Genomic DNA, 19,410 nt, shown 5'->3' with positions numbered 1-19,410 from the left:
ATGGTGAGGTATTCTAATGCGTAAAGTTTTAAATAAAATAATGAACCTAGTTTCTCGTGGCTATATAACATTTAGTGATAGCAACAGCAAATGCCAAACGTTACAAATCAAAATGTCGGGCGGTGAACAAAAAAGTGATATTGAGCATATCGAGCCGTATGGGTTCACATCAAGGCCATTAGATGGCGCAGAAGCTGTTGCATTATTCTTAGATGGTGATAAATCGCATGGTGTGATTTTAACCACAGGTGACCGACGTTATCGTATTACATCGCTCAAAAAAGGCGAGGTTGCCATTTACACAGACGAGGGTGACGCTATTATTTTTAACCGTAATAACGAGATTAACGTAAAAACTAAAAAATTTATTGTTAACGCTGATGATGCAATTGAACTAAATACTAAAAATTTAGTTGTTAGCGCATCATCAGGAACACAATTTAATACGCCATTATTCAAATCATCTGGAGAAATAGCAGATAAAACCAGCACTATTTCAAACATCAGAACCATTTATAATGGACATACACATAATGAAACAAGTACCGTAACACACAACCCAAATCAAAAAATGGGTTAGTTTGTATAAACGTTTAATTCAAATAGGGCAAATTGCGCCTTTATTATTGTCAAAATAATACGCCATTTCAAACAGGGCACCTTTTGCTAGCACCCACAGGTGACCCGCCTGTTTTAATGCGTCGTTTTTAGATGCTAGTTTAGGTTGTAACATCCTCATTACTGCATAAGTTGAGCATAACATACCTTGTCGTGCTTGCTCATTTTTAGCATTACCAGATGATATTATTTGAATATTAGTGAGCTTATCTTTTTCGTCAATGTTTAACATGACGGCAAACGTGAGATTACCTAATTGAAATTCTTGATAACCATTTGCACCATCATTGAATAAAAGCAACTCATCTATTTTTATTTCTGCGCACTGTGGAAATGTTTTGAAGTATTTTTTTATGCCTTTATCAAACTGTTTAGCGGTTTATGGCAGTTCTTTTTACTCCGTACTTGCTGAACTTGCTAATAAAACCAAAGCTAATAAAGATAATTTTTTCATTTTTTATTCCTTATTCTGTGAGTTAGTAACATGTTTATAAACATTAATGACAAACTGATGTCAATGTCATCACATACAAAACCACTGTACCGAGCCTTAATCATTTCGCTATTCACATGGCGACGCAAAAACACCAGTGATGATTCAAAACACCCCTTTGGTTGGTGGGGCGATTCATACCCTAGTATAGCAAATGACAAAATTGGATCACGCCTTTATTTATTGTCTCGCTCAAAATTAACCAATCAAACTGCCAATTTTGCAAAAATTTATATAAAAGAGGCGGTGCAGTGGATGATTGATGACGGGCTGGCATCACGTATTGATGTTTCAGTAAAGCGAACCGATTTAACCGTTTTAGTGGCAACCATCAATATTTATAAAAACGATGGCAGCAGTGAAGAATTCAAGTTTGACAACTTATGGAGTGATATTAATGTCTAGTGGATTTTCAAGACCAACCTTACCCGATTTAATCACAACAATACGCAATGATTTATATGCTCGACTAGCTGTTGATGATGAATTAATTTCATTACGGCGCAATGATCCAGAAGTTTATGGACGAGTGATAGCAGGGGCTACCCATGTATTATTAGGCTACATTGAAAACATGGCTAAAAATATTTTACCCGATCAAGCAGACGAAAATTGGTTAATTCGACATGGCAATATGAAGCGTTGCTATAGAAAACAGCCAATTCCAGCAGCTGGCTATGTTCGATTTGATGAAATATCTGATGGAATAACTATCACAAAAGGTCAAAAAATCAGGCGCCAGATAGATCAGAGCCTGTATACAGTTACTGAAACAATAACATCTACAAATAACGTTTTAAGAGTGCCTGTTATTTGTGATGAGGTAGGCAAAAAAGGCAATTGTGATGATGGCACTAAAATGTCACTGATTACCCCTGTTACAGGTCTATCATCAACATGTTTTGCCGATTCAATAGAAGCCGGTGCCGATATTGAAGATTTAGAATCTTTTAGAAAACGTGTTATAGCCAGATGGTATTACACGCCTCAAAGCGGAGCCGATCAAGATTATGTACAGTGGGCAAAAGAGGTTCATGGTGTTACACGAGCTTGGTGTTACCGCCATTGGGCGGGGGCGGGTAGCGTTGGCGTAATGGTGGCAAATAGCGATCCGGTTAACCCAATTTTAGATAGTACAACTATTGAAAATATAAAAAAACATATTGAACCACTCGCACCGGTTGCTGGCGCCATGCTGCTCGTTTTTTCTCCTGCACCCAAACCCATTAATTTTAAAATTATGGTCACCCCTGATAATCCAGAAATTCGCTATCAAATAGAAGCCGAATTGAAGTCATTTTTATTAAGAGAAGGCAATCCACAAACAACGTTATTTAGGTCGCGTATTAGCGAAGTGATAAGCGCATCATTTGGTGAATATGCCCATGAATTAGTTTATCCCGACAAAGATATTTTTATAGAAAAAAATCAAGTGGCTGCTTTTGGAGGGATTGAATGGATTTAGACAAACAATACCGAAATATGGTAGGGCACTTATTGCCCTATGGCCCTGCGTGGAATAAATCAGAGCCAATACTGCTATCACTGGCATTAACATTATCAAAAACTCACGCTAGATTAGATGATTTAATGCAAGAGGTTAACCCTAAGACGACAACAGAACTTATAGATAGATATGAACAAATATGTGGATTACCGGATAGCTGTTATCCATCTGAGTTTCAAACGCTAACAACACGGCGCAACCGTTTGGATTCAAAAATAAATTTGGTTGGTGGTATTAGTAAAGATTTTTTTCTACAAGTTCTAAAAGCCAACGGTTATACAGATGCCACGATTACAAACTATAACAATGATATATTTACTTGTGAATCAACATGTGACGATTATCTATATGATGAGGAGTGGCGTTTCTATTGGATTGTAAACATACCTCACGATTATCAAATAACAGAAATGACCTGTAATGACGGGTGCGATTCGCATTTGAGAAAGTGGGGGGATAAACAAATCGAATGCATAATTGAAAAATTATGCCCATCACATACTTATGTAATTTTTAAATACGGAGTAACAAATGCATAGAATTGATACAGCCACTGCCCAAAAAGATAAGTTCGGGCAAGGAAAAAATGGTTTTACCCGAGGTAACCCACAAACGGGTACACCAGCCACTCAGCTAGACTATTTGTATTGCGATGCCATTCAAGAAGAAATTGCTAATGCGATTGAATCCGCAGGCATTAAACTTGATAAATCTAAGCATGACCAACTCGCCAGCGCTATTAAAGAATTTGTCAGAAAAGGTAAAGTACGACTTAGTTCAGCAACTAACAGCACATCAGAAACAGAAGCTGCGACGAGCTTAGCTGTGAAAAAAGTTAACGATTTAGCGGCGGGTGCGGTAAAAAAATCTGGTGACGAAATAACCGGTCAGTTGCGTTTTTCTCCAACATCTTATGGTATGAAATTTCTGCACGAAAATAGCAATGAACTTGTGATGCGACCTTCGGGAGATAGTTTTATATATGCGTTCTATAATGCTGAGTTAGATAAATGGACAAACAAATTACGGTACGTTAGTAGCAGCAACACTTGGCGTTTTGAAAATGTTGATGATGTAACAATTAACAATAAATCGGTGTTAAAAACGGGTGATTACGGTATTGGCTCATCCGTCGGTGCTATTGCTAATAATTTTGACGCACATCTTGACGGGGGTTTTTATCAATGTAGAACGGTAGATTTTCCCGATTTACAACTATCGGGTAATAGCACTGCAACATTATTAGCATATCCGAGCAGTAGCGCAACGTGGAAAATTGAACAATTATCAGTAGTTAACAGTAAAATACCGAGAGTTTACTATCGTTGCGATACTAAAGAAGGCAAAAAAAACTGGTACGAAGCAATTACAACAGCAAACGTTAATAGCTTTTTGCCTGTCGGTATCCCGCTGCCGTGGCCACAAGATCGTCCGCCAACGGGATGGTTTGAATGCAATGGCGCGTCATTTGATGTAAATCAGTTTCCAAAGCTAGCATCTGTTTTCCCGTGGGGTCGGCTACCAGACTTGCGGGGTGAGTTTATACGTGGATGGGATAATGCACGTGGTGTTGACCCAGGTAGGCAAATCTTGAGCTGGCAGGGTGATGCCATTCGCAATATTCATGGTGAAATATCACCGATTTCTGAGACGTTTTCATCAGAGCCTATAGCAAATGGAGCGTTTAGATATTTTGAAAAAGATGCTGGTCATACCCCTATGCACGTCGATATTAGCAGTGCTGGAGGTGTTTTTTTTGATGCATCTCAAGTTGTACCGACTGCTAATGAAAACAGACCTAGAAACATCGCATTTATGTACATAGTTAAAGCTGAATAACAAATAAGAGGATTTACAATGAAATATCAATTACAACCAGAATTTGCTGTTTTAGATAAAAACGGATTAACAGAGAAAGCAGGTTATGCAGTTATTTACAATTTTGACGTGATAACTGGCGAGTACAAAAATGCCAGTTATCAGTATTTACAAGTTGGCGTCGGTGTGCCGGCTAACTCATGCATTGATGCACCGAAATCGGTGAAAGAAGATAAAGCGATTGTTCGTCAAGACAACAAATGGGTTTACCTTAATGATTACCGAGGTAAAAAAATCTACTCAACTACAACAGGCGTAGAATCAACAGTAACAGAAATTGGCGACATTCCTACAGATTACACACTGTTAAAACCAAATTCTGAGTTTGATTCTTGGAACGGTGAAGCATGGATATTAGATGAAAATAAACAGCATCAGCACCATGTAAATGTTGCAACAGCACAGAAAAAACAGCTATTAAGCGAAGCTACTACGCAAATTGATTATCTACAAGATGCAATTGATACTGATATTGCAACTGATGAAGAAAAGGCGTTATACGCGGATTGGAAAAAATACCGAGCTTTACTCAATCGCATTGATGTTGATACGGCGCCAGACACCAATTGGCCAGAAAAGCCACTGTAATAATTAACCGCTCTGGGTAATTGTATTTGTTTTTTTGTGTATAAACAGTGCAATTATCTGGAATTCCTCTATTGACAAACGACATTGCGCCAATTCTGACATTACTAGCGTTGTTGCATTATTTCACTATTATAAGCAAATCCCTCTAAATCGATATGAAGTAAGCTGAATTTAGTTTTTTAGATCTAAATTAGTTTTAATATCAAAACATAATACATTAAAAATTATAAATTCTTTTGTTTAAAAACAAATAAAGAATGTTTCATCTAAATACTAACAATAGAACTTATTACAAATTTCATTTCTTATTAATTATTATAATTGTTATTTTTCATACTAAAATAAGATTATCTTTCTTGATTATCTATATGCTTAATGATTAATTTTATATTAATGAAAAAAACATTGGCATTTGATAATAGGGATAACAAATTGTGAACTAGCAATGTATTTGGATTCAGAATTAGACAGTAGTTAATTAGTAGTAATAGTTTATTAATTTACTTAATTATCCACACTAATTGCTTATAGATATAAAAAATAAAGCCTTGAGCTTTATTAAACGATTCCTAGAGAGCAATCTATAAAGAATAGGAAAAGTTATTTTATTCGCTTATAAATGGATTCATTCAGAATAAAAATATTATAAAAGGTCAATTATAAATGAACATACTTTTAAAATGCAGACAAAAATATTATCGGTACTTTATATGGATACTTTTTTTCTTCTGTAGCGTTACTTCTAGCAAGTTAGTATTTGCGCAAGATGCGATATGTGCAGAAGTAAAAATAGTTATAGAGCAAAAATTATCATTTGAACGGCAAGCATTTGATGCTCGAATGATAATTAATAATGGCCTAGAGGATTCGATACTAAAAAATATACGTATAGAATTGCTCTTTACTGATAGAAATAATCAACAAGTAGCGACAACTCAAAATGCTAATGATAACGATGCAAAGTTTTTTTATCGCATTAACTCATTATCTGGCATTAATAGTATTAATGGTGATGGTGAGATAAAAGCAAAAACTAAAGCTGAAGCTCATTGGTTAATTGTTCCTGCATATGGTGCGGCGCAATCTGATGATACATTATATTATATTGGAGCTAAAGTTACTTATACATTGAATGGACAAGAAGTAAGCGTAGAAGTTCCACCTGATTATGTTGTAATTAAACCTCAGCCGTTATTAACATTAGATTATTTTATACCAAGCGAAGTTTATGGGGATGATCCCTTTACGCCTGAAATTGAACCCTCTATTCCTTTTACATTAGGTGTACGCGTTAAGAATGAAGGTCATGGTACTTCTTATAAAACTGTCATCGATTCTGCACAACCTAAAATTGTTGAAAATAAACAAAATTTATTGATTGACTTCAATATTTTAGGTAGCTATATGGGGGATCATGCGGTCAACAAAAGTTTATTATTAGATTTTGGTGATATTGCTGGGCACTCATCTAAAGTTGGGCGTTGGGATATGATGACTAGCTTGCATGGTAAATTTGTGGAATTTGATGCGACTTTTACCCATGCTGATACGTTAGGTGGCTCAGTAACATCTTTATTAAAAACAGTAAATACGCATACTTTGATTCATAATGTAAAAGTAGATTTACCCGATAGAGATAATATTACAGACTTTTTAGCATTAGATGGTGATGTAATTCGTGTATATGAATCCGAAGGATTCAACACAGATCTATCAGATCAATCACTTAATGCCACACTCACTACAGTTGGTAAAGAAACAAAACTCGTTTTTCCAAAAACGGAAGGACAAGTTTATGTAAAAATAGCTGATCCAAGTTTCGGCAATCAAAAGATGAATAAGGTAATTCGTTCTGATGGCAAGGTATTACCTGCAGAAAATATTTGGCAATCCAAAATTCGTAACGATGATTTATCTTGGTCTTATTATATTCATTTATTTGATACTAATAGTACAGGAAGTTATACCTTATATGAGAGTGATATAAACGAAACAAAAGCAATAGTAGACACGTTTTTAGTAACAAAAGGTGCCAAATATTCACTTAATGAATTATTACCAGAAAACTATTATTTTGAAGCCAATAAGTCTTATATGATCGAATTTATTGGTAACATAGCTTCTCGTATTTGCTCAGGAAAGAATAATTTTGATGAAAATTCTAAAAAATGCAAAACGGATTTAAATAGGAATTATACTTTTGAGAAAGATGCTTTTAAGACAGATATTTTTATCCCTTCTAAGTCAGGTATCCTTCATGGAGATAGTCACTTCACAGGAAATATCTATCTACTAGCCAAACAAACAGAAACGATAAAAGTGATCGTAGTGCCTCTTGATATGGAAAATTCATTAACCAACACGACCTCAATTATAAAAGGTTTTCGATATTCATTAAATGAATTATTACCTAAAAATTATAATTTCCAAGCGGATAAGTCTTATTTGGTTAAGTTTTCTGGCGTTGCAATGACTAGTCGTTATTGCCCAGGAAAGGCAAATTTTGATTTGGAAAGTAAGGTTTGTAAAGCAGAAGTAAGTAGAGATTATAGCTTTAAATCCGATATATTCATTCCGTTTAAATCAGGTATTCTTGGTAAAAATAATGAATTTACAGGTAATTTCTATATGTCTGCTACTAAGGATGGAAATATCAAAGTATATGTAACACCATTATAAAAATTATTTGATCATCCCTATCAATCTTAACCTATATAAGTAAAACATATACTTATATAGGTTGTGCTTATGTCGCTTGTTTTATAACAAATATCCAGATTTATATTCTATCTTAATAATAAATAAAAATTAATTGTGTTAAAACTTATTTAAATAACCTGAAAAGAATTTTAAAAATGTCAGTTTTTCATTCTAATTTGCTATATAGATTATTATTTTCTTGTACTGTTTTGTCTTTTTGTTGTCAGATTTCTGCAAATGAAATTAATAATTGTCAAGAAGATATCCAAAATTATAGAGATCTTTTTACTCATTTGCCTATTAATCAACATAAAGAATCATTAGATAAGACGTTTTGGTTAACCATTGAACAGGCGCGTAATTTATCAGATGATGTAGTATGGATAGATGTTAGATCGAACTTATTTAACTCAGATAATCAATTAGGTATTTTAACTATCCCGCTTAATCATTTAGAAAAAAAGGATTTTCTTTATGATAAAACAGTAGTATTAGTTGGAACAGGTTTTGAACAACAAACGATTAATCGAACAATCAATACGCTAAGGCAAAAAGGTTATAAGCATCTTTTTGCTTTATTAGGGGGGATTAGAACGTGGTCCAAGCTAAAAGAACAAAACCTACAGTTATCAAATACAATAACCCCTGAAGAATTTCTATTAGGTAGTAAAACTATTAACTGGCAGATCATTACAATTGGTTTAATGCCACAAGATATTGATACATTACCTGAAAAACCTATTAGAAATTTTAATTTATCAGAAGAATCTCATCTAGCTATAAAACATTTTTTTAAAAATAAAATTATTAACAATGATACCTTTATACAATATGTATTAATCCCCCCTAATGAACATATCACCAAATTATTAAAACGCAAATTAACGTTTCCTGATCCAAGCGAAGTTGTTTGGTTAGAAGGCGGTTTAGCTAGTTATCAACAATATGTGAAGCAACAGGCAAACTTAATTAATAATGCAGGCAAGAGTTTGTCTAAGCCTTGTAGGCTAACGCTATAATTTAATAAAAATTTCTAACTCTAATGGAGCAAAAAATGAAAGTTTATAAACGATGGAAAAATCTATCTTTAAAATTAAATATAAGGCCCTCAAAAAGACAATCAATAAAACAAAAAAATAAATATGCAATCCTTTTCTTTGTTTTGTCTATATTTGTTTATCATTCTAGTTATGCTGCTACAAATACAGGATTATATGGTGATGATAAATATGCAGGTCCTTTTCCAATAGGATTTAGCTTTAACTATTATGGTAGCAATTTTGATAAGTTTTATGTCACAACTAATGGTTTGATTCAATTTACTAACCCAAGTTTCGCTTACACTAATGGTTGTCTTCCCGATTTAAAAAATACACTTTATGTGTTTTGGGATGATTTAAGAACCGATGTTTCGGGTCAGCCGACGGGGACTATTCAGTATGAAACTCAGGGTGAGGCACCTAATAGGAGGTTAATTGTTCAATGGACTAACCAGTATTACTTTGGTAATAATCTTCCCATGGGAACATTTCAGGCTATTCTTTATGAAAACTCTAATCAAATTAAGTATCAATATCGTTATTTAATAGGCGAGCATAGCAAAGGTAGCGGCGCTACAATAGGTATCCAAGGCGCAGCTTCAAATTATACACAAATAGGTTGTAATACTGCAAATGTTATTAAACCAGAACAAGCGATTTTATTTACACCAAATAGTGATTTTAGTAAATATATTGTTGATCAAAATGCATCTTATAATTTTTTTGACATTTCAGGATTAACGTCAGATGCACCAATACCAGTTAGCCGTTATAGCCATCAAGCGCCGAGTTGGTCATGGCAAAAAATTAGTCCACTCAATAGTTATGAAATTGATATTCAAGATCCATCTGGTAATACAGTGTATAGAGAAGTTGTTGGCGATGTAGGTCAATTTACATTTGTTAATGATTTGCAAAATGGTCAATCTTATCGAGCACGTATTAGAGGAAGTATTAATAATGGTGGAACATGGGAAATGTGGTCTCCTCTTTCAACTTTAGTGACTATTGATACGATAAAACCAGTGGTTAAGCTCAAACAATTTAATCGTATTAATAGTGATACAGTGAAAGTGATTTTTTCAACTTATGATAATTTAAGTGGTGTTAAATCTGGACATTTACAAATAGCAACTAACCAGCGCTTTGATACACCTCTCATTGATCAAGATATCCAAATTGATGCAAATAGCTACCAAATTTCGAATTTGCCAGTTAAAGATAATGAAGTATTATATGCGCGCTTAAATGTAACTGATAAAGCTGGTAATGAATCAGGTTATACAGAGCCTTTAGCTATCGGTGTTACAGCGCCAATATTAATTCAACCAGTCTCTAATTCCACGGTTAAAATATCAAATTTAAAGGTTCAAGGTAAAGCTGAGGAAGCTGGAAAAGTGCAGCTATATTTGAATGGGAGAATGGTTAATGATCCAGTTACAGTTGATAAAAATGGTTATTTTTATCAAGTTGTTGATCTTAAAGCCGAGGGGAATTATCAATTAACGGCGGTACTTAATAATGATTTTGGTATAAGTGAACACAGTAAACCTGTTTCAGTTAGTTTTAAACTACCGACACCAAAGGCAACCATTATAACACCAGCAGATAATCAAGTGATTTTTGCCCCTATGGATATCCAGATATCTGCAACAGATGAATTAGGAATTGATAAAGTTGAAGTTTACCTTGATGACCAATTATTTTCAGCATTAACCAAATCTCCTTATCAAGTTCATTGGCCATTAACACAACAAAATAATGGTAAACATAAATTAACCGTTAAAGCGATTAATACCAGTGGTAAAGTTGTTACAATTGAACGTGAGGTAATGGTTAAAATGGAACCTCCTGCACCACCGCCGACAGCTTATACAGGGAAAGTTACCAATATCAATCCAAAAGTTAGCTATGGACTACAGCCTATTACAATTACAGGACAGGCGATTTATCGGAAGGATAATACTGTGGTTGCTAATGCACCAGTTAAGTTAGTATTAAAAGTTAATGGTTTTGAGCGGAAAATTGCCATTGCAACTGATGATAAAGGAAATTTCTCTTATACTTTTATGCCTCAAGAAAACGATGCAGGTATATATCAAGTAGCCATTATTCATCCTGATGAATTAATTATGACTTCACAAGCTAGTTTTGAAATTAATCGTATCGCCTTTAATTATCAAAATTATCATCTAAAAGCGGCACGTAACGTTGCAATGCCTATAAATATGGTAGCTAAAGCGAGTATTACTGCTAAAAATTTACGTTGGGTATTAACTGCAGATAATCAGCCAGATGGTATTTTGCCAAAAGGGATACAAATAAAATCTGAACCAATTGATATAAATAGTGGTGAAACTGAATTGACCATGATTAATTTCATTGCTGATGATACAGCAACCGAAAAAGGAAGTATTTATCTTGTCGCTTTAGCTGATGAATCAAATGATTTAATACGAGGTAAATTGAAAATTGATTATCAATTAGGACAAGCAATGCCGACCCTTTATGCGGTTCCAAATTATATTCAAACGGGTGTGCAACAGGGAACAATGGTGAGTACCAATATTCATTTAGGCAATAAAGGATTGGCTAAAGCAGAAAATGTTCAAATTGAACTTCTTGATGAAAGTGGTAATCCAGCGCCAAACTGGATATTTATTGCTACTGATAAAACAATTGAATCAATTGCTGTTGATGAACAACTACCTTTACAAATTGTTGCTCAACCAAATAACAAGGTAAGTGATGGTGTTTATCGTTTTAATCTTAAAATAGCAGAGAATAACAATATATTAGGATCAATTCCCGTCAGTATTTCAGTGACACAAAGTGGTCTGGGTATTGCACAATTTGATATTGCTGATATCTATACAGCAACATTGGATAAACAAGGTAATCCTATTGCAGGCGTAAAAGGTGCGACGATTAAGTTGCAAAATGAAGCTGTGCTTACTCAACAATATAGCATTATCTCTAATGAACAAGGGATCGCCTTATTAGAAAACCTCCCTACAGGAGTTTATCGCTATCGTGTGAGTGCACCAAACCATACGGATGTGTCAGGTCGCATTGTTATTCGCCCTAATACTACTATTAATGAACATATCTTTTTAGAGTACCAAAACATCAATATTGAATTTGGTACAACAGAAACAGCAATTAAAGATGTTTATGATATTGAGTTAAATGCAACTTTCAATACTTTGGTACCAGCACCTGTTGTTTTGATAGAACCTATGTCTATTAATTTAGCGGGTTTACAAATTGGTGAGGAAAAAGTGGGTGAGCTCACTATCACTAACTATGGTCTGATAGAGGCTAAAAATGTGGTATTAAATTTACCGAAAACTGATAATAAATTTAAGTATGAATTTTTTGGAGAAATACCTAATAGTCTCCTGCCTAAGGAAAAAAGAGTTATTGCTTATCGAGTCACCGCCCTTGATCCGAACCAAACTCAAAGCGTTAAACCAGAAGCAACGGTTGAAACAATGTTATTTAAAAGTAAAAATGCGGCTAGTAGCTGTTATTTAGCGCCTTATTTAGAGCTACATGACAGTATATGCGCTAATGGCGACATATCTAAAGGTAATAGCGGTGGTTATTTTTATCAATATGTAGGGCAATGTTCATTAGCAGATTTTAATTGGGACTGGGGTTCAGGTACTAATTCAGGTAGCGCTTTAGGCTCTCCTTTAGCCATGCCAATAGCACCAGGTTGTGCTCCAGAAGCTAGTTGTGCGAGTGCCGGTACGGCAAGCGGTGCTAGGTAATTTAAAAAATGAAAATTAGTGTGTCAAACAACACAAAGGATCGCAACATGATAATTAAAAATATAAACAAGTATATAGCAATCTTTATGGTGATGACAATAATGATTGCCTCATCATCTAAAATAGCGTATGCACAACTTTATAATGGTGATATACAAAAAATATCTGGTACAAGTGACGCTAGTGTTAAATTACCAAATACAGAATATACTGAAAGTACGATTGACCTAAGGGTCAAAGTACTTGGTGGCGAAGTTAAACTTAATCGAACTTGGATTAATGGTCGTTGGTATATAAATCCGGCTTGGGCTAATTTACGTTTTGTTCTTGATCCATTAGATGATAGTGTTAAAACCATTGATCGTGCAGGTACCATGTATCAACGTACTGGTAAGGAACAATTATATACCTATAAACACATATCTATTAAGAAAACAGATAGTGGGTGGCATTGGTTCGATCAACAAGGAAATTGGATTAATTTTGATGATAAAGGCCGAGTTTTAGAATATGGTGATATTAATAATGTAAAAGTTAGTTTTATCTTAGACAACGAAGGACGCCGTATTGCTATCAAAGATCATTTTGATGAACAGGTATATAGTTTTATTTATGATAATCAAGAACGTCTTATTAAAGTTAGTGATCGTGAAGGGCGAACTGTAAGTTATGAATGGTCGGGAAATAAACTGGTCAAGGTCACGGATGTTCTTGGTCATGTATGGCATTATGGGTACGATGCAAATGGACAACTAAACCAAAAAACTGATCCAGATAGTGGTGTAACTAAAATTGATTACACCGTATCAACTCCTGCACCGATAACCGCTATGATGAGTGGTAAAGACGGAGGGGTTATTTCAAAAAAAACAGTTGTGACAACTGGTTCTGATAATCGCGATACAAAATTAGCCCAAGTAGGTAAAATTACCGACAAAACTGGTGCTATAACAATTTTTAATAGTCAATATAATCGCGTTAATAAGCAATATACCATTACTGTTAATGATCCAGTAGGCAAAAAAACAGTTACCGTATTTGATGCCAAAGGTCGTGTTATTACCAGAACAGTAAATGATAGTATTACTGAATCTTATCAACGCGATAAAGCTAATCATTCGGCTAAGTATACTAATCAACGTGGATTAACAATAACCACGCAATATAATCAATCCGACTATCCAATAAAAATCACTTATCCTAATGGCGCCATAGAGCTTTATGAATACGATAAAGCCAATAATCCAATAAAAATAACGAATACCAAAGGCGATGTAATTAGCCTTCAGTACGATGCTTTTAATCATCCTATTAAAATTATATATGCGGTAGGTAAACCCGAACAACGCGTTATAAGCTTTCATTATGACTCCTATGGACAACAAATTTCCGCGACCATTAATGGCGGCAGTAAAACTATTAATTTACAGCGAACTTTTGACCGCTATGGAAATATAGCAACATATACTGATGGTAATGGCTATCAATCACAATACACTTATAATATTCAGGGACAAGTAAAAACAGTAAAAAACCCACTGCAGCAACTATGGCAATTTAACTACAATTTAGCGGGTTATCTTACAGAATCTATTGATCCACTCAATCATAGTGTATCTTTGTCGAACGATGGAATGGGGCGATTAATCAAAGTCGTCGATGCGTTGGGTAATAAAACCCAATATAGCTACAGCTTTAATCAGAACGGTTATGAAACAAAAGTCGTTGATGCGCTCAATCAAACCACTATTTATCAGTATGATAACTTATATCGCCTAATCAAAACCATTAGCCCAACGGGGTTAGTCACTCAACAAGTGTATAATACCAATGATAAACTCATACAGAAAGTAGATGTTGCAGGGAATATCTTAACTTATGAATATGGTGAAAAAGGTTCTAATTTAACGGGTTTATTAACTAAAGTTGTTTATCCTACCTTTACTGAGACATATAACTATAATGCCTTAGGACAAGTTACTAAAATTGAAAAACAATTAGATGATAATAGCTTATTAACTAACCACCGCATTTATGATCAATCAGGTTTAATGACCAGTGTTATTGATGCAGCGAATCGGGTCTCACAAACAGAATATAATGCCTTAGGGCAAACCGTAAAATCGATTAATGCTTTAGGTCATGAAACCCGTTATCTTCCAGATTTATTAGGCAATATAACGCAAGTCATCGACGCAAATGATAACCAATACACATTTGAATATGACAAAAATAATAATCTTATTAAAGAAACCAAGTCATTGGGGAATGAGATTGAGTATAGTTATAACCAAGCAAATCAATTAATCGAGAAAAAACAAATAAATGGCAACCGTATTCAATACCAATACGATGCGGCAGGAAATCTGATAAAACAAAGTTATATTGAAAAAGGTCAATCAACTTCAAGTCAGGTTGTCGCTTATAGCTATAATCAGGCTAATCAATTAATTGATATACTACAAACTGGTGACACCCATTCCCACTTTGTTTATCAGCGCGATAAACTTGGTCGAGTAACTCAAGAAACGATTACTTATGGCACAGGTGCAGATAGTATTACTAAGACTTTGCAGTACGCTTATGATAAAGAGGGGAATTTAGCTTCCATTAGCTATCCGGATAATACTAAAATAACCTATGGATATGATAAAAACCAACTAAAACAGGCAACACTGGCTAATGGCGAAGTGATTAAGTGGAGTGATTACCACTGGTTTATGCCATCTAAAGTGACTTATCCTAATGCAACGCAAACTAAGCAGTATGATTCATTACAGCGCCCTTTACTGATAGGGTTAACGGCGAATCGCAAAACATTATTAAATCGTCAATATAGCTATGATAAGGTGGGTAATATAACTCGTATCGCAACAGAAAACGGGGAAAACAATTACCAATATGACTTATTAGATCGGCTTATTCTTGCTAAACCTAATATTGAACTACAAAAGAATGGACTCACTGTAGAGTCTTATAGCTACGATGCTATTGGTAATCGCATCGGTAGTGCGCAACAATTAGGCGAGTGGCAATATAATAAATTTAATCAGCTAATCAAATGGGGCGAAGGCGCTAGTCAAACCACCTTGACTTATACGCCTAATGGTCAGTTAGCCACTGAAGTTAGTGCAGATAAAAAATTAAGCTATCACTACAATGCAGCAGAGCGCCTTATCAGCGTTAACGATGAAACAACTGAACTGGCGACTTATCAATATGATCCTTTTGGTCGTCGTATCAGTAAAACCATTAATGGTGATATCACCTATTTTATTTATACAAATGAAGGTCTGATTGCTGAATTAGACCATCGTGGTCAGATGACGGTTGCCTATGGTTGGGTACCTGATACCGAATGGGGAACAAGCCCATTGTGGCAGGCAAGTTTAACTGCAGCTAACCAGACGCTACAAACTGCGTCTTACCATTATCTCATTACGGATCATTTAGGTACGCCACAACTGGCCATTAACAATCAAGGTCAGCAAACATGGAAAATGCACAGTGACGCTTTTGGTAATGCGGTATTAGATCCTAATAACCAAATTACTTTAAATTTACGTTTTCCTGGGCAATATTATGATCAAGAAACGGGACTTTCTTATAATTATTTTAGGGACTATAATCCTAAAATAGGGCGTTATATCCAAAGCGATCCGATAGGCTTAAATGGCGGAATAAATACCTTTAGTTATGCCAGTGGCAATCCGCTTTTATATCGAGATCCCTTAGGGAAATTTCCAATAGTCTATCCCATTTTGGGTGGCATAAGGGCATGTTTGGCAAACCCACAATGTGTTGCAGTTGTGGGAGGCAGTATAGCTTATGGAGTATCAAATAGCATTAAATTGTTAGAGAAATATAACTATGGTTCATCAAATACCTATGATTCATTAAATAATGGCCATGCTTCCTGTCCATCAGCTTCTGTCTCTATAGAGAGCAAGGTTAGAGATGATGAAGATGATATACCCAGAAACCCTGACCCACGTTGTGATCCAGATGCAGAATTAAATACTTATTACCATGAGTTGAAAGAACTGAGTGCACGGTATCCATGCAAATCAGATGAAAAATTAACAATAGAACAAATTGAAGAAGCAATAGAGATCAAGAAAAAAGCTTATGCAGCTAGAAAAAGACACCATGATTTTTGTTTTCAAGGTGGTGATAAAAATCATAGAAGGCGACTAAATGAGATAGATAGCGAAATAAAAAATTGTTATACCACTCGTAATAGATTAATAAAAGAACGTCTAAAAAATGAGCTTCGTGAAGATTTTATTCAAAGATTCAAAAGGTAATAGCACCTGAACAGGAAAAATATTATTCAATAAAATAACCGATGCATTTTTTTTGGCGAGAGCGTCCGAAGGGGATGTGGAAATTAGGTTCAATAATGATGCCTGATGATACTTTATTTTTATTTACTCCATCAGCCTATGCTTATTATTTACCTGGGTTACTTATTACTTCAGCTAAAGCTATGGATATAGCTATAGGGAAACAAAACGCAAGGATTAAAGATTTTGTTATAAATAAAAATAAAATCGTATTTTGGATTATGGATTTTGAAAAAATACTGTCTGAGAGCCATCTATTTGAACGCTGGGCAACATTAACCATTGAAGAATATTTAGCAGTTAAAGCTTGGCTAATATGGATTACAAGAGAAGATACATATCAAGATGATGAAGATATCTATCAAAATGATGAAAGTGTTTGTCAAAATAATGTAATGAATTCTTTAATTAGCCTAGACAAACTTATTGATCTTGCTAAGCAACGAGAAAAATGGCGCTGTAAATAAATTTATGTATTTGCCTATTTTTGAACTAAGCGAATGAGTAAAAAATAGGTAGATACAAAATGAATGAAAAAAGCCTAAGAAAATGGTAGTGAAGTAGGTTTAAATATCCCCCTAAAATAGTACAAATCATAGGAGAACATATTATGTATCAAAAAATTTAGCGCAGAGTTTAAACAATAGGCAGTGGTTTGATATTGCTTTATCCACTTATCTAATGCGGATTTAGTGATGCAATACTCAGTAATAATATTTGTTTATTTTTTAGCATGTTGATATAGAATCACCATTTGTTTTTTTAATTGGTAAGTAAAACGGCGTTTTTTTCTTCTTGAAATGCGATTTGTCATGGGTGATTTCTTTTGTTTTTTTGTTTATCGTAACAATAACCTGATAAAACGGGTACTAATTAGTATAGCCAGTCCAAATATTTTGGTGAAGATCAATCAGATAGATAGTGAAATAAAAAGATGTTATAAAATTGGTGATAAATTAAAAAAGGAGCTTCGAAGATGAAAAAGGTAATAGCACCTGAACAGGAAAAATATGAAGTTATATATGAAAAAATATTATTCAATAAAATAACGGAGGCATTTTCTTGGCGAGAGCGTCCGAAAGATATGTGGGAATTAAGTTTTGAAACTGCAACAATAATAATGCCTGATGATGAAATAGCGCTAAAACAATTTTTGGGTAAGAATTGGCAAGATATCACTTTTGATATATACGTAAACTATGATGATGCTTTATATGTATTTACTCCATCAGCCTATGCTTATTATTTACCTGGGTTACTTATTACTTCAGCTAAAGCTATGGATATAGCTATAGCTGAAGATGAAGCTATAGTTAGAGCTGAGGCTGAAGCTGAGGCTAAAGCTAAAGCTATAGATATAGCTTTAGGTAGAACTAGAGCTAAAGTAAGAGCTAAAGCAAGAGCTAAAGCAAGAGCTAAAGCAAGAGCTATAGCTATAGCTGAAGCTGAAGCTATAGGGAAACAAAAGGCAAGGATTAAAGATTTTGTTATAAATAAAATCGTATTATGGATTATGGATTTTGAAAAAATACTGTCTGAGAGCCATCTATTTGAACGCTGGGCAACATTAACCATTGAAGAATATTTAGCAGTTAAAGCTTGGCTAATATGGATTACAAGAGAAGATACATATCAAGATGATGAAGATATCTATCAAAATGATGAAAGTGTTTGTCAAAATAATGTAATGAATTCTTTAATTAGCCTAGACAAACTTATTGGCCTTGCTAAGCAACGAGAAAAATGACGCTGTAAATAAATTTATGTATTTGCCTATTTTTGAACTAAGCGAATGAGTAAAAAATAGGTAGATACAAAATGAATGAAAATGCTTAAGAGAAATGGTAGTGAAGTAGGTTTAAATATCCCCCTAAAATAGTACAAATCATAGGAGAACACATTATGTGTCAAAAAACTTAGCGCAGAGTTTAAACAATAAGCAGTGGTTTGATATTGCTTTATCCACTTATCTAATGCGGATTTAGTGATGTCATACTCAGTAATAATATTTGTTTATTTTTTAGCATATTGATATAGAATCATTATTTGTTTTTTCTATTGGTAAGTAAAACTGCGTTTTTTTCTTCTTGAAATGCGATTTGTCATGCGTGATTTCTTTTGTTTATCGTAACAATAACCTGATAAAGCGGATACTAATTAGTATAACCTGTCCAAATATTTTGATGAGTATCAATAAGATATATAGTGAAATAAAAAGATGTTATAAAATTAGTGATAAATTAAAAAAGGAACTTCAATGGTGAAAAAGGTAATAGCACCTGAACAGGAAAAATATGAAGTTATATATGAAAAAATATTATTCAATAAAATAACGGAGGCATTTTCTTGGCGAGAGCGTCCGAAAGATATGTGGGAATTAAGTTTTGAAACTGCAACAATAATAATGCCTGATGATGAAATAGCGCTAAAACAATTTTTGGGTAAGAATTGGCAAGATATCACT

At 34.2% G+C, this 19,410-nt stretch carries 14 protein-coding genes and 1 pseudogene; 14 read left to right on the top strand and 1 reads right to left on the bottom strand.

From position 1 onward, the window contains the following. Positions 1–16: 16 nt before the first annotated feature. Complete coding sequence (locus tag A9G45_RS10200; RefSeq protein ID WP_065568044.1) at positions 17–580, top strand: phage baseplate assembly protein V; 564 nt, start codon at positions 17–19, stop codon at positions 578–580. An 18-nt stretch (positions 581–598) separates the two neighbouring features. Here the strand turns inward: A9G45_RS10200 and A9G45_RS10195 are convergent, their stop codons facing one another. Beyond that, on the bottom strand, positions 599–919 hold the full coding sequence (locus tag A9G45_RS10195; protein ID WP_065568043.1) for a hypothetical protein: 321 nt from the start codon (positions 917–919) through the stop codon (positions 599–601). A 216-nt stretch (positions 920–1,135) separates the two neighbouring features. On the opposite strand from A9G45_RS10195, the gene A9G45_RS10190 reads away from it, so the two are divergent. From A9G45_RS10190 to A9G45_RS10135, 13 genes and pseudogenes are all read left to right on the top strand, one after another. Continuing rightward, positions 1,136–1,516, top strand: coding sequence for a phage GP46 family protein (locus tag A9G45_RS10190; protein WP_218057102.1), 381 nt, complete (start codon positions 1,136–1,138; stop codon positions 1,514–1,516). Continuing rightward, positions 1,509–2,576: a baseplate J/gp47 family protein gene (locus A9G45_RS10185; RefSeq protein WP_065568041.1), complete on the top strand. Its 1,068-nt coding sequence runs from the start codon at positions 1,509–1,511 to the stop codon at positions 2,574–2,576. Before A9G45_RS10190 ends, A9G45_RS10185 begins: the two co-directional genes overlap by 8 nt. Beyond that, positions 2,567–3,157 carry a YmfQ family protein gene (locus A9G45_RS10180; protein ID WP_065568040.1) on the top strand — a complete coding sequence of 197 codons (591 nt, stop codon included), beginning with the start codon at positions 2,567–2,569 and terminating at the stop codon, positions 3,155–3,157. The genes A9G45_RS10185 and A9G45_RS10180 overlap by 10 nt, the downstream gene beginning before the upstream one ends. Beyond that, positions 3,150–3,464 (top strand): annotated as a pseudogene (locus tag A9G45_RS15050) (phage tail protein); the annotation flags it as partial. The gene A9G45_RS10180 and the pseudogene A9G45_RS15050, both read left to right, overlap by 8 nt. Positions 3,465–3,983: 519 nt before the next feature. After that, on the top strand, positions 3,984–4,457 hold the full coding sequence (locus A9G45_RS15045) for a phage tail protein (RefSeq protein ID WP_065568081.1): 474 nt from the start codon (positions 3,984–3,986) through the stop codon (positions 4,455–4,457). Positions 4,458–4,475: 18 nt separating this feature from the next. Then, a complete protein-coding gene (locus A9G45_RS10170) occupies positions 4,476–5,084 on the top strand; it encodes a tail fiber assembly protein (RefSeq protein WP_065568039.1) in 609 nt (202 codons plus the stop codon). Positions 5,085–5,747: 663 nt separating this feature from the next. Then, complete coding sequence (locus tag A9G45_RS10165) at positions 5,748–7,763, top strand: hypothetical protein (RefSeq protein WP_065568038.1); 2,016 nt, start codon at positions 5,748–5,750, stop codon at positions 7,761–7,763. Between the two features lie 176 nt (positions 7,764–7,939). Beyond that, a complete protein-coding gene (locus A9G45_RS10160) occupies positions 7,940–8,803 on the top strand; it encodes a rhodanese-like domain-containing protein (protein ID WP_065568037.1) in 864 nt (287 codons plus the stop codon). Between the two features lie 35 nt (positions 8,804–8,838). Next, positions 8,839–12,600 (top strand): Ig-like domain-containing protein, encoded by a 3,762-nt coding sequence (locus tag A9G45_RS10155; protein WP_065568036.1) that lies wholly within the window; start codon positions 8,839–8,841, stop codon positions 12,598–12,600. An 86-nt stretch (positions 12,601–12,686) separates the two neighbouring features. Further along, positions 12,687–16,907 carry an RHS repeat protein gene (locus A9G45_RS10150; RefSeq protein ID WP_176701645.1) on the top strand — a complete coding sequence of 1,407 codons (4,221 nt, stop codon included), beginning with the start codon at positions 12,687–12,689 and terminating at the stop codon, positions 16,905–16,907. A 95-nt stretch (positions 16,908–17,002) separates the two neighbouring features. After that, a complete protein-coding gene (locus A9G45_RS10145; protein WP_176701817.1) occupies positions 17,003–17,413 on the top strand; it encodes a hypothetical protein in 411 nt (136 codons plus the stop codon). A 509-nt stretch (positions 17,414–17,922) separates the two neighbouring features. Then, positions 17,923–18,693, top strand: coding sequence for a hypothetical protein (locus tag A9G45_RS14485; protein WP_065572402.1), 771 nt, complete (start codon positions 17,923–17,925; stop codon positions 18,691–18,693). A gap of 510 nt (positions 18,694–19,203) precedes the next feature. Then, positions 19,204–19,410 (top strand): hypothetical protein (locus A9G45_RS10135; protein ID WP_141673663.1); only part of this gene is annotated, 207 nt, incomplete at its 3' end.

Source organism: Gilliamella sp. HK2, from assembly GCF_001690265.1.
GTDB lineage: Bacteria > Pseudomonadota > Gammaproteobacteria > Enterobacterales > Orbaceae > Gilliamella > Gilliamella apicola_C.
Note: the sequence above shows the minus strand (reverse complement) of the source record. Positions and strands in the feature narration are given on the sequence as shown.

What these genes read in the sequence shown, in the direction of transcription:
- A9G45_RS10150 (WP_176701645.1), top strand. Translation starts at nt 12,687, where the DNA reads ATGGTGATGACAATAATGATTGCCTCATCATCTAAAATAGCGTATGCA.
- A9G45_RS10165 (WP_065568038.1), top strand. Translation starts at nt 5,748, where the DNA reads ATGAACATACTTTTAAAATGCAGACAAAAATATTATCGGTACTTTATA.
- A9G45_RS10190 (WP_218057102.1), top strand. Translation starts at nt 1,136, where the DNA reads ATGTCATCACATACAAAACCACTGTACCGAGCCTTAATCATTTCGCTA.
- A9G45_RS10180 (WP_065568040.1), top strand. Translation starts at nt 2,567, where the DNA reads ATGGATTTAGACAAACAATACCGAAATATGGTAGGGCACTTATTGCCC.
- A9G45_RS10200 (WP_065568044.1), top strand. Translation starts at nt 17, where the DNA reads ATGCGTAAAGTTTTAAATAAAATAATGAACCTAGTTTCTCGTGGCTAT.
- A9G45_RS10170 (WP_065568039.1), top strand. Translation starts at nt 4,476, where the DNA reads ATGAAATATCAATTACAACCAGAATTTGCTGTTTTAGATAAAAACGGA.
- A9G45_RS10185 (WP_065568041.1), top strand. Translation starts at nt 1,509, where the DNA reads ATGTCTAGTGGATTTTCAAGACCAACCTTACCCGATTTAATCACAACA.
- A9G45_RS10145 (WP_176701817.1), top strand. Translation starts at nt 17,003, where the DNA reads ATGATGCCTGATGATACTTTATTTTTATTTACTCCATCAGCCTATGCT.
- A9G45_RS14485 (WP_065572402.1), top strand. Translation starts at nt 17,923, where the DNA reads ATGAAAAAGGTAATAGCACCTGAACAGGAAAAATATGAAGTTATATAT.
- A9G45_RS10160 (WP_065568037.1), top strand. Translation starts at nt 7,940, where the DNA reads ATGTCAGTTTTTCATTCTAATTTGCTATATAGATTATTATTTTCTTGT.
- A9G45_RS10155 (WP_065568036.1), top strand. Translation starts at nt 8,839, where the DNA reads ATGAAAGTTTATAAACGATGGAAAAATCTATCTTTAAAATTAAATATA.